The sequence below is a fragment of the Streptomyces sp. NBC_00490 genome, assembly GCF_036013645.1.
Lineage (GTDB): Bacteria > Actinomycetota > Actinomycetes > Streptomycetales > Streptomycetaceae > Streptomyces > Streptomyces canus_F.
The window spans coordinates 4,290,750-4,306,945 of record NZ_CP107869.1; the positions used below are offsets into that span (position 1 = coordinate 4,290,750).

Here is a 16,196-nt window from a genome sequence, read left to right on the forward strand (position 1 = left end):
ACCTCAGACGACTTCCCCGAGCGCTGCCTCAAAGTGAGTCTGCGCCCGGTCGAGCACGTCGTCGGGGTCATAGCCACGTGCGTGGAGCCAGTGCAGCACGTCGACCATGACCCCGATAGCGGCCTCTTCTGCGGCTACCGCCCTCAGCGCACTGCCGCCGCTGGACAGGGCACAGGCGGCAGGGAAATCGGCGGTAGCGAGTTCGCACCACACCACCTTCGAGTCGCCTTGAAGGAAAACCCCCCAACGGTGGTCCGACAGGATGTCGACGAGAGCCACTCCGCGGCCCGACTCCAGCGCTGCACCCGCAGCGAGCAGAGTGGGCAGTGCGCGCGTATCAGGGTCCTCAACTTCCAGGCGCAGATACGGCTCGCTAAGCGCCATGCGCAGCGTCACGGGAGTTCCTTCTCCGACGTGCTGGATGACGTTGGTGACCAGCTCTGATACGCAGAGCAGTGCCACGTCAACGTGATCGTGTAGTCCCCACAGAATGAGCCGGATCCGCAACGTCCTTCTCAGATCGGCGAGCTCACTCGGCTGAGCAGTGAACAGGTGTACCCAGGGCTCTCGTCCCACGCCTTCGCTCACGTAGATCACCTTCGACCGCCTCCCACACGCTGCGTTGCGCGCTGTGCACGCTCGGATAACTCTCAGTGAGAGATTCGCAGTGAGTATCCCGGCGTGCAACATGCACGAAGGGATTCCCTCCTTAGAGTGATTGGACTTTCGCCTCTCTTCCGATGGGATGGAACATCCGCTATCTCACGAGGAGTTGCTGTGGCCGGATCTCCCACGGCTAGGCGCCGCCGTCTTGCCATCGAGCTCAAGCGGCTGCGCGAAGAGAGTGGCCTGACCTGTAGCCAGGTGGGCAAGGAACTGGACTGGAGCAGTTCCAAGGTCAGTCGCATGGAGACGGGGCAGGGGCGTGTTCAGCCCTCAGACGTTGACGGGCTGTGCCGCTTCTACAGCGCATCCGAAGAGCTGCGCGATCTCTTGAAGTCGCTGGCGAAGGAGTCCAAGACAAAGGGCTGGTGGCACGCACACGGCGACGCGATCCCCACATGGTTTTCGGTGTACGTCGGCCTCGAACAAGCCGCCTCTCATCTGCACACCTATCAAGCTGAGTTCATCCCAGGCCTCCTGCAAACTGGCGCTTATGCGGCTGAGTTGAGTCGCGCATGGGTTGACCACACGCCCGAGGACATTCAGCGCATGGTCGATGTCCGGATGCGCCGCCAAGAACTGCTTACCAGCGAGGACGCGCCCGACCTGTGGGCGGTCGTCCACCAGAGCGCTCTGCTCCACACGGTCGGCAGCAGCCAGGTCATGACTCACCAACTCGAACGTATGCTGGAAATGCAGAAGTTGAAGAACGTGACCGTTCAGGTCCTGCCGTTCAATGCGGGCGCCTACCCCACCACGGGGTCGTTCACGGTCCTCGGCTTCCCGGAGCAGGAGGACCCGGACTTGGTCTACCGAGAAGGGCTCAGCGACTCGGTCTACCTCGAAGAGCACAAGGACGTAACCCTCTACACGAAGGCATTCGACCATCTCAGAGCCTTGGCTCTCAGCCCGCAGCGATCGGCCCTGCTGATCACCAGACTCTTGGAGGAGCACTCCCGATGACGCCGCCGTCGAGCATCTGGCGCAGGAGCAGCTACAGCAACGGCATGGGTGGTGAGTGCTTGGAAGTTGCGACGGTCACTGCAGCAGTCATGGTGCGCGATTCCAAAGTCGCCTCAGGACCACAACTCACGTTGAGCGCGACTACCTGGCAGAAATTCATACAGACTCTGACACTCCGCATGGGGGATGTCACTAGCTGACCGGCTGCAACGGGTCACGAATGATTTCTCCGGCCCTTTGCAGGAAAGCGGCGTAGGCCTGGGTCATCTCACCTCTAGCCTGGTCAAAACTGGACCATTCCACGTCCAGGCCTACGGCACCCGCGCCAGCCGCCTGCGTCAAAGCACCCACCACTGCCATCGACTTCCGCGTTACGGCATGAGCGAGCTCGTAAGCCTCATTGGGGCCCCAAAGAGCCAGTTGGCTTGTTTTCGCCTTAAGGTCCACAGTGCGCTCTCGAAACTCACGCCCAGCGGCCTCATCAAGTCCGCCCCCACCTCGCACTTCAGGCGCGATACGCACCAGCACTTCATCTAAGGCCGCATAGGCCGTAAGGAGAGCGGAAAACGCCTGGTGCCGCTGGCTACGCACCCACTGCCAATGTTCTGCCGCCGCCTGCCCATGCACCTGCGCCAACGCTGCCTCAACTGCCTTACGCCCACCGACCTCGGCCCCACGCTTGGCGTACCTCCCGGCGATGACAGCACCGATGACCGCGGCCACGAAGGCGATTACTGCCGCGATGACCGTCCCCATCGAGTCACTCATCGCGCCATCCTCGCCTGGATGGTGGCGCGGTCACAACGGCCCCCTTAGTAACTTGCTCAACTCCCAGCACTCCATGGGCTCTCAGACCATTAGCCTCTGATCATGACAACACCCACGACCGGGTTCACGCCCGGTGACATCCTCACGCGCGCGCAGATCCACCCCGTCCTCGGCGGCAGCGGTTTCGCCGGAATCTGCCCAGCAAGGGAGAAAAGGAACGTTCTCGTATTCTCCGACAGCAAAGTAGGTAAACGATATGGATACCGGGACGGGTGGCTCACCGAGGACGATTCATTTGGCCCCATATTCACGTACACCGGAGCCGGGAAGCGTGGCGACCAAACCTTAGAGGGCGGAAATTTTGCCATCTTAGAACATGCAAATATGGGTCGCACTCTGCATGTGTTCGTCGCCGTGGGCAATGTCCCGGGAAGCGGCACGCGCACACACAAATACATAGGCGAATTCAAGGTTGACGAACATAGACCGTACGACATACGGGAAGCCAAAGATGAACTAGGTCAAGACCGTAACGTCATTGTCTTCCGATTGCGTCCCACCGGCCCATACATACGGGAAGAATCTGACACGCTGCCGCTGGCGCCCAGGCCTCGGATTCGTTTCCAGCGGACCGCAGGAAATATCGCTCGGGCATACCGGCGCAGGAGACGTCAGCTCCAACCGCAAACTGACATCACTCGAATAGAGGCCCTTCGCGATGATCTAGCCGAAGCCTTTGAGGAACACGAAACCGCAGCTGGGATGACCATAGGGCAGATGGAGTTATCCCTACAGAACTCAGCGGATCAGCTCTCTTTCGAGATATACAACCAAACAAACCACACGGTTTACCAACCGACGGGTAGTGCAGCGGCCGACTCTATTACTCAGGCCCTCGCTCAACTCCTGCATGCACAGCACCATTTGAGCAATGCAGCCCCCGGTCAACCGCTTCACCTGATGGTGCTAACGCCTACGCTCCCTCGCGAGGACCTGCGCAGCCTGCTCGCCGAGCACGGAATTGGCCTTGTGTACCGTAACGACAGCGGCGGCTTCTCTGAATTCACGGGAGGCCCTATCGCGACCGGCGCTCCTCGGTCGTTCCGCTGCTTGGATTGCCCCGTGCCCGCCTAATATGCCACTTCCCGGCTTACGGGCTCGGGGAGCCCTCGACACGGGGAGACTGTCTCGGGTGGACGCGCCAAGCAAGGTCGACTGGGCATCAGCTCCCCTAGCGTGCGACCGGCTCTGCCGTCCCACCTCGCGACGGGTCGCATGGCGACGCTGGACCCCGAGGCGACCCAAGGAAACGATCTCCAACGTCGACAGTGCAGGATAGACCCATGACAACCAAGGTCTACTTCGACATCACCATCAACGACGAGCCCGCCGGCCGTATCAACTTCAACCTCTTCGACGACGTCGTCCCGAAGACCGCGGAGAACTTCCGCGCGCTCGCCACCGGCGAGAAGGGCTTCGGTTTCGCCGGGTCGTCCTTCCACCGGGTCATCCCGGACTTCATGCTCCAGGGTGGCGACTTCACCCGGGGCAACGGCACGGGTGGCAAGAGCATCTACGGTGAGAAGTTCGCCGACGAGAACTTCAAGCTCAAGCACGACCGTCCGGGCCTGCTGTCCATGGCCAACGCGGGCCCGAACACCAACGGCTCGCAGTTCTTCATCACCACGATCGTGACGGGCTGGCTGGACGGCAAGCACGTGGTGTTCGGCGAGGTCGCCGACGAGGCCAGCATGGCCGTCGTCAGGAAGATCGAGTCGCTCGGCTCGGGCAGCGGCGCGACCTCGGCGAAGATCACCATCGCCGAGTCCGGTCAGCTCTGACACCGGTAGCCTCCGCGGACGGCCGGCGCGGTCTTCAGCGCGCCGGCCGTCGCGTATGACCTGGTCCGGGGACCCTGCCCCTCGGCACGCCGCCCACATTGCGCGGCCGCCGCTCCCATGGACGTCTGCCGGGTCAGGTCTCCGGATTCGAGCCGGGCTCGTCCGAGACGGCGCGGATGCCGCGGACCTCGACGCCGTTCCCGCTCACCCCGTCCTCGCCGACCAGCGTGTCCCCCTCGACGCCTGTCCCGCCCATGACCTCGTCGTGCCCTGACACCGAGCCCGCGCAAGACGCCGCACGCGTTTCGCTGGAAGGGCGACCTCCCTTTGCTGTGGCTCGCTTTGAGTACGGGTACTCATGCCCAGCCTCTTGATCGCGCAGAGACTTCGGGCATGAGACGACGACTTACCGGACCTGCCGGCAAGAACAGCCTTTTCGGCCGTACGGCGCTGGCGGCACTGTGCGCACTGGGACTTGCCGCGTGCGGGACCGCGCGGGCAGGTGACACCGAGTCCGAGCGGGGTGCAGCCCGAGCCGAGAACCGGAGCACAGCCTCCCCCGCCGCCCCCGCCGCCCCCGCCGCCAAGGGCCCCGCGGAGACCGAGGGGGCCGACTTCCTCCCGTTCATGGAACTCCTCCTCGACATCGCCGAGCCGTGCCTGCCGTCGGATCTCCCGACCGCACCTCCGCCGGAGGAGTTGGAGGAGGAACCGGCCGAGGAGACGAAGCCCCGCGGCACCGCATCGCCCGAGGAGCCGCCGCCCCTGCCCGACGCCCCGATGCCCACCAGCACCCCCCGTGACCCGGAGGACGCCAAGAAGGAGACGGAACTGAGCTCCGTGGAGAAGTGCGAGGCCCCTCTCCACATCGACCGCATCACCAAGGCCCTCAAGAAGAACCCCGACCCGACACCCGCACAGGTCACCAGGACGCTGCACGACCTCGGCTACATCGAAGAGCGCGTCCACACCCCCCGGCCCGCCTCCGACCACGTCGAGTTCACCCTCGACCTGCGTCTGATGGACAGCCAGTTGTGCCTGTCCGGCACCACCACCGGCACGAGGACGACCATCGAGGCGTACGGCGGCTCCCCGGAGGTCCAGTGCCAGGACGTGCGGCGTACGAGCTGAGCGACGGAGCGACGGGCGCCCTCAACGCCCCCAGTCGGCGCGGGTGAGCGCGTACTCGACCTCCCCGTGCTCCGACCCCTCGATCGCCTCCGGCCACTCGCTGCGGAACCCCCGTACGAACCGTAGCCCCGCCTTCTCCATCACCCGCCGGGACCCCGCGTTGACCGTCATGGTGTTCGCGGTGACCCGTTCCACGCCCAGCTCGCCGAACCCCTTGTCGATCAGCGCCCGGCAGCCCTCGGTGGCGTAACCCCGGCCCCAGGCGGCCTTGTTCAGCCGGTAGCCCAGCTCCACGACCTCGGCACTGTGTTCCTCCAGCGGCCGGAACTCGAACCATCCCAGAAAGCCACCCGTCGTCTTCTCCTCGGCGGCCCAGAAGCCGCGGGTGCCGAGGCAGGGATAGTCGTGGAGGAGGTGCGGGAGGGAGCAGGCGCGGATCGCTTCCAACGACGTCGGCTTGCCGCCGTTGAGGTAGCGCATGACATCGGGGTCGTTGTCCAGCGCGAACAGGGCCGCGACGTCGGCGTCGGCCTCGGTGAACGCGCGCAGCCGTAGCCGCTCGGTGGTCAGGAAGACATCCATGGCGCGATCCTCGTCATCGTCCGGCAACACGTCAGCGGCGGTTCGCGTCGCATCCCACCGACCCCGTGAACTCCTCCACGGCCTGCGCCAGTTGTTCCGGGGCTTCCAGATGTACGTCGTGACCGGCCCCCGGCACCACCGTCACCCGAGTGTCCGGGCGCAGCTCCCGCATGTCGGCGGCCTCCGTCGGACGCATCGTGCCGTTCTCGCCCTGGACCACGAGGGTGGGGCAGGTGATGCGCGACCAGTCCTGCCAGTAGGCGTTCTCGGCGAGTTCGGCCAGTGACTCGACCATGCGGTCCCGGTCGAAGCGCGGGTGCCGGCCGTCCGCGCGTTCCTCCAGCCCCCTCGCCCGCCCCTCATGACCGAGGAAGGCCTCGGCCTCGGCGAGGGACCGGAACGGCGTCGGCCAGCTGTCCAGCCATCCCCTGATCCGCGCGGGTAGGTCCGGACTCGGGCCGGCCGGTCCCGCCTCGACGAGGACCAGCGCGTCCACCAGTTCCGGGCGGGCGGACGCCAGCAGCATCGCCGTATGGCCGCCGAGGGACTGTCCGATGAGGGTCACGGGTCCCGGCGCGAGTGCCTCGATCAGGGTCACCGCGTCCTCGACGTAGGCCGCGCGGGTCACGTCGGGCGGGCGGCGGGTGCTGGCGCCGTGGGCGCGGGCGTCGTAGGACACCGCGCGGAAGCCGGAGGTGAGGAGGCGCGGGATCAGGGCGTCCCACTCCCCCATGTGGCCGGCGAGGCCGTGCAGGAGGAGGGCGGTGCGGGGCGCGCCGGGGCGGGGGTGATCGCGGTAGGCGATGCGGGTGCCGTCGGACATGGTGACGTGGCTCAAGGTGCCCCCCGGCTCTCTGTGCGGGCCCGTCTTCTGTGGCTGCTCTGTTGCCGGAATTGTGGGCTCCACCACAGCCGTGGAGATCGAGCGCTGTTGGACTCGGCGGTTCAGGAGATCACATCAGGGGGCGCGATGGCTTGGCTGAGCTTGCTGTTCTTCGTGATCGCGGCGATCACGGCCGTCGCGCTCACCGGGCGCGGCTTCGGCCGCCTGGCCGACCGTGGCATACGGCGATCCGGTCTCCCGGTGATACTCGGCAGCCTCGCCTCGCTCGCGGGTGCCGCCGCGGTCGCCTTCTACGCCCTCGGGCTGCTGGGGGTCATCGGCGCGATCATGACGGCGCAGGACGGGGGCACGGACTCGGCGCCGCCGCAGTCCTGCCGTACGCCGGGCTGGTGGGAGCGGCACGAACAGGGCATCGAGATCGTCGACTGGTCGGTGCGCTACGTCCCGCTCGGGTTCGTGTGCGAGACCAGCGACGGCGGGAGCTACGACAACGGTGACGTGCCGGGGTACGTCAATCCCGCCGCCCTGGGCCTCGTCCTCACCGCCGCCGGGTGCGCCGTCGGCTCGGGATACGCGACGGAGTTCCGCACCCGCAAGCGCGAGGCTCGGCAGGAGGGCCAGTAGGAAGGCCGTCCGGAGGCGGCGTTAGCCTCGGGACATATCGAACGTGATCGCCAGGAGTCGCCCGCGCGATACGCGTAGCGCGATCACATCAGTTCTCAGGAGGCAGGCATGGCGAAGGTTCCCAGCGCGGTGGTCGCGGCGGGCGGGCTCGTCGGTGGGTACGGGGTGGCCCGCTGGACCGGGAAGCGGCAGCTGGGCGGGGTCGTGCTGGCGGTCGCCGGGGCCGCGGCCGCGCAGCGATGGCGGCAGCAGGCGGGCGGGAAGGCCGCGGGGGCGCTGACGGCCGCGTATGTCGCCGCCTTCGCGGGGTCGCATCCGCTGGCCAAGAAGGTGGGCGCCTGGCCCGCGGTGTTCGGGGTGGCGGGGGCGGTGGCCGTGGCGTCGTGGGCGGTGGCGGACCGGCAGGGCTGAGGAGCGCCCGTCGCCACCTCCCCGTCAAAGGCCACCCGCCGCTTATATCGCGCGCCCCGACCGCCCCCTCGCCGGTACCGTCTCGTCCGACACGAAGGGGAACGGACAGGATGAGGCTGGGGATCACGGAGCACCGGGTGCGGCTCGGTCCGCAGGAGTACCGCGTGCTGCGTACGACCGGGCTGCGCCGTGCGCTGTGCGATGACACCGGGCACTGGCTGGACCTCCGGGTGGACCGGGAAGCCGCCGCGGAACTGGCCGCTGCCTGGCTGCTGGCCGCACGCTCGCCCCGCTCACTGGTGCACGTGCCGCTGCGCAAGCGTGGCGAGCGGCCCGTGGGCGCCCATCCGCCCGAGCCGCATCAGGCCCGTGACCTGCTGCTGGTGCATCACTCCCGGCAGTTCCCGGCCTCCCGCTGGAAGGCGGTCCGGGCCCGGCTCGGGCACGGCAGCCCGCGCACGGTCGCATTCCGCCGGGCGGACTTCCCCAGCACCGAGGACCGCCCCGTCACCGGCGCCCATCACGCCGGGTTCCGCGACCGGGTCCGGCTGACCACCGCCGCCGACACCCTCGTGCTGAGCGGCAGCGCCCTGCCCTTCGCGGACGCCGCCGCGGACTTCCTCGCCCTGGCCGACACGGGTCCCGGCCGGGACATCCGATGCGGCGGGTCCGACGGGCACGCGTGCGCCGAACTGCACCCGACCTCCGGCCTGTTGGACCCTTCGATGCCCCTGATGCACGTCGAGTACTGCCCGGACTGGGAGCCCGCACCGGCGGGCGGCTAACTCCGGTGCGTCAGCACGTTCACCACCTGCCCGTTCGGGTCCCGCACGAAGAAACGCCGCACGCCCCACTCCTCGTCCCGCAACTCCCGTACGACATCCGCGCCCGCCGCCACGACCTGCGCGTACACCGCGTCCACGTCCTCGACCTCCACGCTGAGGTCCGGCACGACGGGGGCCGTGCGCTCCTCGGTGAAGAAGCTGATCTGGGCTGTGGGGTTGGCGGGTGAGGCCAGGGTGACCACCCACCCCATGTCCATCACCTCGCGGAAGCCGAGCAGGCCGTAGAAGTCACGGCTGGCCTTCATCGCCTCCTCCGACTCGACCTGGAAGTCGGGCATGATCCGGCGGACGGTCATGGGTGCGTCTCCTCGCAGTCGCCACGGACTTTCTGTTATTGCCGCTCCCACCCTCGCGTCTCCTGACCGTCCCCAGCCACAGGCACGCGAGGAATGACGCACGTGACTTCGACTTCACTGATCAGCCGCCGCACCATGCTCAGGGCAACCGCAGCCGTCGGTACGGTCGGAGCCTTCGGCGTCGGTACGGCCCTGTCGGCGCCGCCCGCCGCGGCCGCCGGCTCCGGGTACGCGCACCCGGGTCTGCTGCACACCGGCACGGACCTGGCCCGTATGAAGTCCAAGGTGACAGCGGGCACCGCGCCCTACACCGCCGGATACGCCCGGCTGACGGCCAACCGGCATGCGCAGAGCGGCTGGACGCCCAACCCGCGGAAGACCATCACCCGCGGCGGCTCCGGCCAGAACTACGCGATCCTCTACAACGACATCCATGCCGCGTACCAGAACGCCCTGCGGTACCACGTCAGCGGTGACGCCGCCCACGCAGACACCGCCGTGGCGATCCTCAACGCCTGGTCCGCCGAGCTCACCACGCTCGCCGGCAACGCGGACCGGTTCCTCGCCGCCGGACTGTACGGCTACCAGCTCGCCAACGCCGCCGAACTCGTCCGAGACCACCCCGACTTCGAGCTCGACCGCTTCAAGGAGATGCTGTCCGGGGTCTTCGCACCGCTCAGCGACAGCTTCCTCGTCCAGCACAACGGCGCGGTCGTCTCCAACTACTGGACCAACTGGGACCTCGCCGCCATGGCCTGCGTACTGGCCACCGGCATCTTCTGCGACGACAAGGCCCAAGTCGGCCGTGCGGTCGACTACTTCAAGCACGGCGACGGACTCGGCTCGATCAGGAACGCGATACCTGTCGTGCACGACGACGGGCTCGCCGAGTGGCTGGAGGCGGGGCGCGATCAGGGGCATGCGCTGCTCGGGGTCGGGCTGATGGGCACGTTCTGCGAGATGGCGTGGAACCAGGGCATCGATCTGTACGGCTATGACGACAGCCGCTTCCTCAAGGGGGCGCAGTACGTGGCGAAGTGGAGCATGGGTGGGGAGGTGCCGTTCACCGCGAACACGCGCGCCAAGGGGGCCGTCGATGGCTGGTCGGGGTCGGAGACGGTGGCCGGGGCGGCGGGTGTCGATCCCGGCATGACCCGTCCGATCTGGGCGATGATCGCCAACCACTACACCAAGCGGCGGGGGTTGTCCGCGTCGTACCTCACCCGGATCGCCGCGAAGTCCTCGCCGGAGGGTGGGGGCGGGGACTATGGGCCCAACAGTGGAGGTTACGACCAACTGGGCTTCGGAACGCTGACGTTCACCCGGGACCGGCCGACGCCGTCCCGTACGGCACCGGACCCTCGTCCACAGACCGACGCCTCCGCGTCCGCGTCCGCGGCTCCGGCTTCCGGTGAGGACCTCGCGGCCACGGGGTCCACCGACGTCGTCGCCTGGAGCGCCACGGCGGGGCTCACCGCCGTCGCGGGAGGCCTGCTTCTGCTCCGCCGCCGGGACAAGGCCGGTCGCGGGACCGCCGAGTAGCACGAACCCGGGCAGTTCCTCGCCCCCGCCGCCCCTACCCGTCCCATCCTCCAGGGGCTCTGCCCCTTCGACCCCGGTCCCTGGGGGCTGCGCCCCCAGACCCCCATCGGCCCCGAAAGGGCCTCGTCCTCAAACGCCGGACGGGCTGAAAGACACGGGTGGGTGGGGGATCGGGACGGCAGACCCTCGTCCTCGAACGCCAGGCGAGCTGAAATACCTGCGAAAGACACGGACCGACATCGACGGGCGCAGCCGCCTGCGGGTGGGGAATCGGGACGTACCTGGACCGGCACGAGGGGCGCAGCCGCCTGCGGATGGGTGCAGGACTGGGATAGCGAGCCCTCGGACGCCGGACCAGCTGCCCGGCACGGCACCGGGATCGCGCGCCCCGTCCCGGGAAGCCGGGCCGGTCGGCCCGCGCCGCGCGGACCACCGTAGTGCCGTCTCCTGCGCCCCGGCGGGGCACCACCCGCACTTGCGCGCCGTCCTCAGGCGGAAACGCACCCCACCGCCCCCAGACGGGACGGGCCCGCGCCTGCGCAACGGCGAGAAGGGGACGTACCGGGGGGTGTCCGCCCGCAGCGTCGGGCGACCAACCAACGGCACATCCCCAACCCACAGCACCGCCCGACCGAGGACGGACACCCCCCGGTGCGGCACCGACCCACAACCGGACCGGCATGCGCGACGCACGCCCCCACCGAAGCCGCCACGGGCCGCCGCAGGCATCCCCCCACTCACACCGCAGCCGACCGCGACCGCGTCTCCGAAGCCACCGCCGTCAGCGGGCGCGCGACGTCCTCCAGCGACTTCTGCTCCGCCTTCACCGCCAGCGCCGCCGCGACCAGCCCCGCGACGCACATCAGGGCCGCGCCGATCTGGAAGGCGAGCACGGTGTCGCCGACGTGGCCCGTGCCGGTCAGGTCGGCGAAGAGCAGGGGGCCGCTGATGCCGCCCGCCGCCGTGCCGAGGGCGTAGAAGAAGGCGATGGACATCGCCCGGGTCTCCATCGGGAAAATCTCCGACACCGTCAGATACGCACTCGACGCACCCGCCGACGCGAAGAACAGCACCGCGCACCAGCACGCCGTCAGCGTCGTCGCGTCCAGCGCGCCACGGTCGAACAGCCACGCCGTACCGAAGAGCAGCAGCCCCGACAGCAGATACGTCGACGAGATCATCACCCGGCGCCCGACCGTGTCGAACAGCTTGCCCAGCAGCAGCGGGCCGATGAAGTTGCCGACCGCGATCACCGCGAAGTAGTAGCCGGTGTTGCCGGTCGGGACGTCGTAGAACGTCGTGAGGATCGCCCCGAAGCCGAAGGTGATCGCGTTGTAGAGGAACGCCTGCCCGATGAAGAGAGCGAAACCGAGAACCGCCCGCCGCCGGTACTTCGAGAACACCGTCCGGCCGATCTCGACGAACGTCACACTGCGCCGCTGATGGATCGTGAGCTCGGCGTCAGGGGCCGGCGGCGGCAACGGCTCGCCCCGGTCCGCCTCCACCCGCTCCTCGATCGAGGACACGATGCGTTCCGCCTCCTCGTCCCGCCCATGGATCAGCAACCACCTCGGACTCTCCGGGACATGACGCCGTACCAGCAGGATCACCAGCGCCAGCACCGCGCCCAGCGCGAACGTCAGCCGCCACCCCACGTCCTTCGCGAACACGGACGTGTCCAGCGCGACGATCGACAGCAGCGAACCTCCCACCGCGCCCAGCCAGAAGCTTCCGTTGATCATGAGGTCGACCCGCCCCCGGTACTGCGCCGGGATCAGCTCGTCGATGGCCGAGTTGATCGCCGCGTACTCGCCCCCGATCCCGAACCCCGTGAGGAACCGGAACAGGAAGAACCACCAGGTGGAGAAGGAGACCGCGGTCAGCGCGGTCGCCGCGAGATACACCGCCAGCGTGATCATGAACAGCTTCTTGCGGCCCCACTTGTCGGTCAGGCGGCCCCAGAAGAGTGCCCCCGCGCACGCCCCCGCCACATACAGGGCCGCCGCCATACCGGTCACCTGCCCGGAGGAGATCGGCAGCCCGCTCCCCGGTTCCGACAACCTCCCCGCGATGTTGCCGACGACGGTCACCTCCAGACCGTCGAGGATCCACACGGTGCCCAGTCCGATGACGATCGTCCAGTGCCAGCGTGACCATGGCAGCCGGTCGAGTCTCGCGGGGATGTTCGATGTCACGGTCCGGCCCGTCTCGGCCTCGGCAGTGGTCATGGGCTCCCTCCTCCTCGAGTGAGAACCCGGGCCGAGTGCCCAGGAAGGACCCGCCTTACGCCCACGCCCACGCCGGCGCCCCGCCCCCGGCCCACACCCGGCCCACACCCGCCGTAAGCCCCCGCCCTACGCCCTCCCCGAGCGGCCCGCGGCTTTGCCACCGTTCTTCCAGCGGAGCGCCTACGCCCCGAGCGCCCGCGCCACCGTATAGATCAGCAGCCCCGCCAACGAGCCCACCACCGTGCCGTTGATCCGGATGAACTGCAGGTCCCGTCCGATATGAGCCTCGATCTTCCGCGTCGTGTGCTCGGCGTCCCAGCCCGCCACCGTGTCCGTGATGAGCAGGGTGATCTCGCGGCGGTACGTGGTCACCACGTACACCGCGGCCCCCTCGACCCACCTGTCGACCTTGGCCTGCAACCGGGGCTCCACCGCCATCCGCGCCCCCAGCGACAGCAACGACGCCCGCACCCGCAGCCGTAGCTCACTGCGCTCGTCCTCGGCGGCGGAGACGATCATCGACCGTACGGCGGTCCAGGCGGACGCGATCAGGTCCTGGACCTCGCCGCGCCCGAGGACCTCGCCCTTGAGCCGCTCGACCCGCGCCCGCGTGTCCGTGTCGGACTGCAGATCGGTCGCGAAGTCCGTCAGGAAACGGTCCAGCGCGCCCCGCGCCGGGTGCGAGGGCATGTCCCGCATCTCCGTCACGAACCGCAGCAGTTCCTTGTAGACCCGCTCGCCGACCTTCTTGTCGACGAAACGGGGGGTCCAGCCGGGCGCGCCGCCCTGCACCGCGTCCATGACCTGTTCGTCGTGGAGCACCAGCCAGTCGTGGGCCCGCGTCACCACGAGGTCCACGACCCGCCGGTGTCCGCCGTCCGCGACGATCTTGTCCAGCATCTTCCCGATGCCCGGCGCGATCTCCTGCGCGTCGGCCCGCCGGGTGATCGCCTCTCCCACGACCGCCTGCACATCGGAGTCCCGCAGCACGGTCAGCGCCCCGCGCAGTGCCGCCGAGAGCTCCGCCGTCACCCGGTCGGCGTGCTCGGGCTCCGCGAGCCACGCGCCCAGCCGGCTGCCGATGCCCACCGCCCGCAGCCGTTGGCGTACGACGTCCTCGGAGAGGAAGTTCTCCCCGACGAACTCCCCCAGGGAGACGCCGAGCTGGTCCTTCTTGTTCGGGATGATCGCGGTGTGCGGGATGGGCAGACCGAGCGGGTGGCGGAAGAGGGCCGTGACCGCGAACCAGTCCGCCATCGCACCCACCATCCCGGCCTCGGCGGCCGCGGCGACATAGCCGGCCCACGGGCCCGCCCCGTGCCCCGAGGCCACCTCGGCGAGCACGTACACGACCGCCACGAACAGCAGCAGCCCGGCAGCGGTGAGCTTCATGCGGCGTACGCCGCGCTGCTTCTCCTCGTCGGCGGCGCTGAACGCGGTCATCGCGCGGTTACCGGCGGCGACCGGGCGGGCATGCTGCCCTACGTCAGTGGTATCCGATTCGTCTGGTTTCGTGCGTTCCATCCACTCCACCCGTTCGTGATCCCCGGTACACATTGTCCCTTCCTGACCGACTCCTGGAACGGAACAGGAGTTCCCGACGTCTGTCAGGTAGGGGGGAGCTCACTCCTGAACTCCGGTGGCCCAATGGGGGGTCTGTTCACACACCCCTCACCACATGACGCATCATGAGGTGATCACATCGGAGCCTCGGGCTCCCGTCTGCCCGAGGAGATATGCACCGCATGACCAGGCGTAGTGCCGGGGGTGTGGGGGCGCCCCCTGCAAAGCACCGTGCCCTGCTTTCCGCGATGATCGCCCTGATCGTGGCGCTGTCCGCCGCCATATACGTCGGTGTCGCCGCCGACGACGGCAGCACCGACCAGCGGACCACCGTCGCGCAGGGCGCCGCCCCGCACAATCCCGCCGCCCCCGCCTCCACCGGCACCTGGGTCGGCGCATGGTCCACCTCTCCGGCGGGTGCCGAGCCCGGCACCGAGACCGAGGGCATGGCGGGCCGCTCGGTACGCAATGTCGTGCACTCCGCCATAGGGGGTACGAGTGCCCGCATCACGCTGTCCAACCTCTACGGCCAGTCGCCGCTGACCATCACCCACGCGTCGATCGCCGTCGCCGCGGGCAGCGACACCGCCGCCGCGACCGCGCAGACGATGCGGCGCCTCACCTTCGGCGGCAACACCACCGTCGTCGTCCCGGCCGGCGGCCAGGTCATGAGCGACGCGGTCCGCATCGCCATCGCGTACGGCAGTGACGTCCTGGTCACCACGTACTCCCCCACGCCGTCCGGGCCGGTCACCTACCACCCGCACGCCCGCCAGATCTCCTACGTCGCCGTCGGCGACCTCTCCGAGGACGTGACGGGGGCGGCGTACACCGAACAGAGCCCGTACTGGCGCTACCTGACCGCGCTGGACGTGCTGAGCAACGAGTCCGACGGCACGGTCGTCGTCCTCGGCGACTCGCTGACCGACGGCATCACCTCCACCCAGGGCGCCAACCACCGCTGGACGGACGTCCTTTCGGACCGGCTGCGCACGGCGATCGAGGCCGGCCGCGACCTGCCCCGCTACAGCGTCGTCAACCAGGGCATCAGCGGCAACCAGGTCCTCGCCAACGGCCTCGGCCGCCCCGCCGACAACCAGAGCGGTCTGGGCCGCTTCGGCCGGGACGTGCTGAGCCGCACGAACGTGAAGGTCGTCGTCATCGACCTCGGCGTCAACGACATCCTCCGCAACCCGCAGCTCGCCGACCCCGACAGGATCCTCGACGGCCTGCGCACGCTGGTCCGCCAGGCCCACGCCCGCGGCATCAAGGTCGTCGGCGCGACCCTGATGCCCTTCCAGGGCCACCGGGGATACACCGGGGCCAGGGAGGACGTCCGGCAGCGGATCAACGCCGAGATCCGCGACGGCAAGGTCTACGACGCGGTCGTGGACTTCGACGAGGCGCTCAGGGACCCGTACAACCCGCGGAGGCTGCGGTCCGACTACGACTCGGGGGACCGTCTCCACCCAAGCGACAAGGGGTACGCGCGGATGGCGGAGGCCTTCGACCTGGAGGACCTGAAGGGCTCGGCACCGGCGGAGCTGTAGGACGGGGCCGGACGCGGGTCTCGTACCGCCCCAGCCGGCCAGCCCCGCACCCCCCCGGGCGCCGGCCTCCCACCCACCGGCGGCAGCTTCGTACCCGCCCCGGGCGCCGGTCTCGCACCACCCACCGGGCGGCAGCCTGGCACCACCCACCGGGCGCCGCCCTCCCACTGCCCCGGGCGCCGACCTCCCACCACCCGTCGCAGCGGCCTCGTACCCGCCCCGAGCGCCGGTCTCGTACCCGCCCCGGGCGCCGGTCTCGCACCACCCACCGGGCGGCAGCCTGGCACCACCCACCGGGCGCCGCCCTCCCACTGCCCCGGGCGCCGACCTCCCACCACCCGCCGC

18 protein-coding genes are annotated in these 16,196 nt (G+C 68.9%); 10 read left to right on the top strand and 8 right to left on the bottom strand.

What is annotated here, in order from left to right:
- Positions 1–3: 3 nt before the first annotated feature.
- Entirely contained in the window at positions 4–588 is a 585-nt protein-coding gene (locus tag OG381_RS19310; protein WP_327717330.1) for an ATP-binding protein, read from the bottom strand.
- Between the two features lie 189 nt (positions 589–777).
- Here OG381_RS19310 and OG381_RS19315 point away from each other — a divergent pair, with 189 nt between their 5' ends.
- Complete coding sequence (locus tag OG381_RS19315) at positions 778–1,626, top strand: helix-turn-helix domain-containing protein (protein ID WP_327717331.1); 849 nt, start codon at positions 778–780, stop codon at positions 1,624–1,626.
- Positions 1,623–1,826, top strand: coding sequence for a DUF397 domain-containing protein (locus OG381_RS19320; RefSeq protein WP_327717332.1), 204 nt, complete (start codon positions 1,623–1,625; stop codon positions 1,824–1,826). The genes OG381_RS19315 and OG381_RS19320 overlap by 4 nt, the downstream gene beginning before the upstream one ends.
- Here OG381_RS19320 and OG381_RS19325 read toward each other — a convergent pair.
- Positions 1,819–2,394, bottom strand: a complete 576-nt coding sequence (locus OG381_RS19325; protein ID WP_327717333.1) for a hypothetical protein — start codon at positions 2,392–2,394, stop codon at positions 1,819–1,821. The two genes, OG381_RS19320 and OG381_RS19325, sit on opposite strands and share 8 nt — an antisense overlap.
- 102 nt (positions 2,395–2,496) lie before the next feature.
- On the opposite strand from OG381_RS19325, the gene OG381_RS19330 reads away from it, so the two are divergent.
- On the top strand, positions 2,497–3,528 hold the full coding sequence (locus OG381_RS19330) for a hypothetical protein (protein WP_327717334.1): 1,032 nt from the start codon (positions 2,497–2,499) through the stop codon (positions 3,526–3,528).
- 209 nt (positions 3,529–3,737) lie between these two features.
- Complete coding sequence (locus tag OG381_RS19335) at positions 3,738–4,235, top strand: peptidylprolyl isomerase (protein WP_327717335.1); 498 nt, start codon at positions 3,738–3,740, stop codon at positions 4,233–4,235.
- A gap of 133 nt (positions 4,236–4,368) precedes the next feature.
- Here OG381_RS19335 and OG381_RS19340 read toward each other — a convergent pair whose 3' ends face one another.
- Complete coding sequence (locus tag OG381_RS19340) at positions 4,369–4,491, bottom strand: hypothetical protein (protein WP_327717336.1); 123 nt, start codon at positions 4,489–4,491, stop codon at positions 4,369–4,371.
- A gap of 137 nt (positions 4,492–4,628) precedes the next feature.
- On the opposite strand from OG381_RS19340, the gene OG381_RS19345 reads away from it, so the two are divergent.
- A complete protein-coding gene (locus OG381_RS19345) occupies positions 4,629–5,366 on the top strand; it encodes a hypothetical protein (RefSeq protein ID WP_327717337.1) in 738 nt (245 codons plus the stop codon).
- 21 nt (positions 5,367–5,387) lie between these two features.
- Here the strand turns inward: OG381_RS19345 and OG381_RS19350 are convergent, their stop codons facing one another.
- Positions 5,388–5,948, bottom strand: coding sequence for a GNAT family N-acetyltransferase (locus OG381_RS19350; RefSeq protein WP_327717338.1), 561 nt, complete (start codon positions 5,946–5,948; stop codon positions 5,388–5,390).
- 31 nt (positions 5,949–5,979) lie between these two features.
- The gene (locus OG381_RS19355) at positions 5,980–6,771 is read right to left on the bottom strand and encodes an alpha/beta fold hydrolase (RefSeq protein ID WP_327717339.1); all 792 of its coding nucleotides are present in this window, start codon (positions 6,769–6,771) and stop codon (positions 5,980–5,982) included.
- 147 nt (positions 6,772–6,918) lie between these two features.
- Between OG381_RS19355 and OG381_RS19360 the strand changes: the two genes are divergently transcribed.
- The 3 genes from OG381_RS19360 (at position 6,919) to OG381_RS19370 (ending at position 8,612) form a co-directional block, all read left to right on the top strand.
- Positions 6,919–7,416 (top strand): hypothetical protein, encoded by a 498-nt coding sequence (locus OG381_RS19360; protein ID WP_327717340.1) that lies wholly within the window; start codon positions 6,919–6,921, stop codon positions 7,414–7,416.
- A gap of 108 nt (positions 7,417–7,524) precedes the next feature.
- Positions 7,525–7,827, top strand: coding sequence for a hypothetical protein (locus tag OG381_RS19365; RefSeq protein ID WP_327717341.1), 303 nt, complete (start codon positions 7,525–7,527; stop codon positions 7,825–7,827).
- 110 nt (positions 7,828–7,937) lie between these two features.
- Positions 7,938–8,612 carry a hypothetical protein gene (locus tag OG381_RS19370; RefSeq protein ID WP_327717342.1) on the top strand — a complete coding sequence of 225 codons (675 nt, stop codon included), beginning with the start codon at positions 7,938–7,940 and terminating at the stop codon, positions 8,610–8,612.
- Here the strand turns inward: OG381_RS19370 and OG381_RS19375 are convergent.
- Positions 8,609–8,968 (bottom strand): VOC family protein, encoded by a 360-nt coding sequence (locus OG381_RS19375; RefSeq protein ID WP_046263735.1) that lies wholly within the window; start codon positions 8,966–8,968, stop codon positions 8,609–8,611. The two genes, OG381_RS19370 and OG381_RS19375, sit on opposite strands and share 4 nt — an antisense overlap.
- A gap of 93 nt (positions 8,969–9,061) precedes the next feature.
- Here OG381_RS19375 and OG381_RS19380 point away from each other — a divergent pair, with 93 nt between their 5' ends.
- On the top strand, positions 9,062–10,510 hold the full coding sequence (locus tag OG381_RS19380) for an alginate lyase family protein (protein WP_443061912.1): 1,449 nt from the start codon (positions 9,062–9,064) through the stop codon (positions 10,508–10,510).
- Positions 10,511–11,247: 737 nt separating this feature from the next.
- On the opposite strand, the gene OG381_RS19385 is transcribed toward OG381_RS19380, so the two are convergent.
- Positions 11,248–12,738, bottom strand: coding sequence for an MFS transporter (locus tag OG381_RS19385; RefSeq protein ID WP_327717343.1), 1,491 nt, complete (start codon positions 12,736–12,738; stop codon positions 11,248–11,250).
- A gap of 180 nt (positions 12,739–12,918) precedes the next feature.
- Entirely contained in the window at positions 12,919–14,295 is a 1,377-nt protein-coding gene (locus OG381_RS19390) for a DUF445 domain-containing protein (protein WP_327717344.1), read from the bottom strand.
- Between the two features lie 188 nt (positions 14,296–14,483).
- Here OG381_RS19390 and OG381_RS19395 point away from each other — a divergent pair, with 188 nt between their 5' ends.
- Positions 14,484–15,851, top strand: coding sequence for an SGNH/GDSL hydrolase family protein (locus tag OG381_RS19395; protein WP_327717345.1), 1,368 nt, complete (start codon positions 14,484–14,486; stop codon positions 15,849–15,851).
- Positions 15,852–16,196 lie beyond the last annotated feature (345 nt).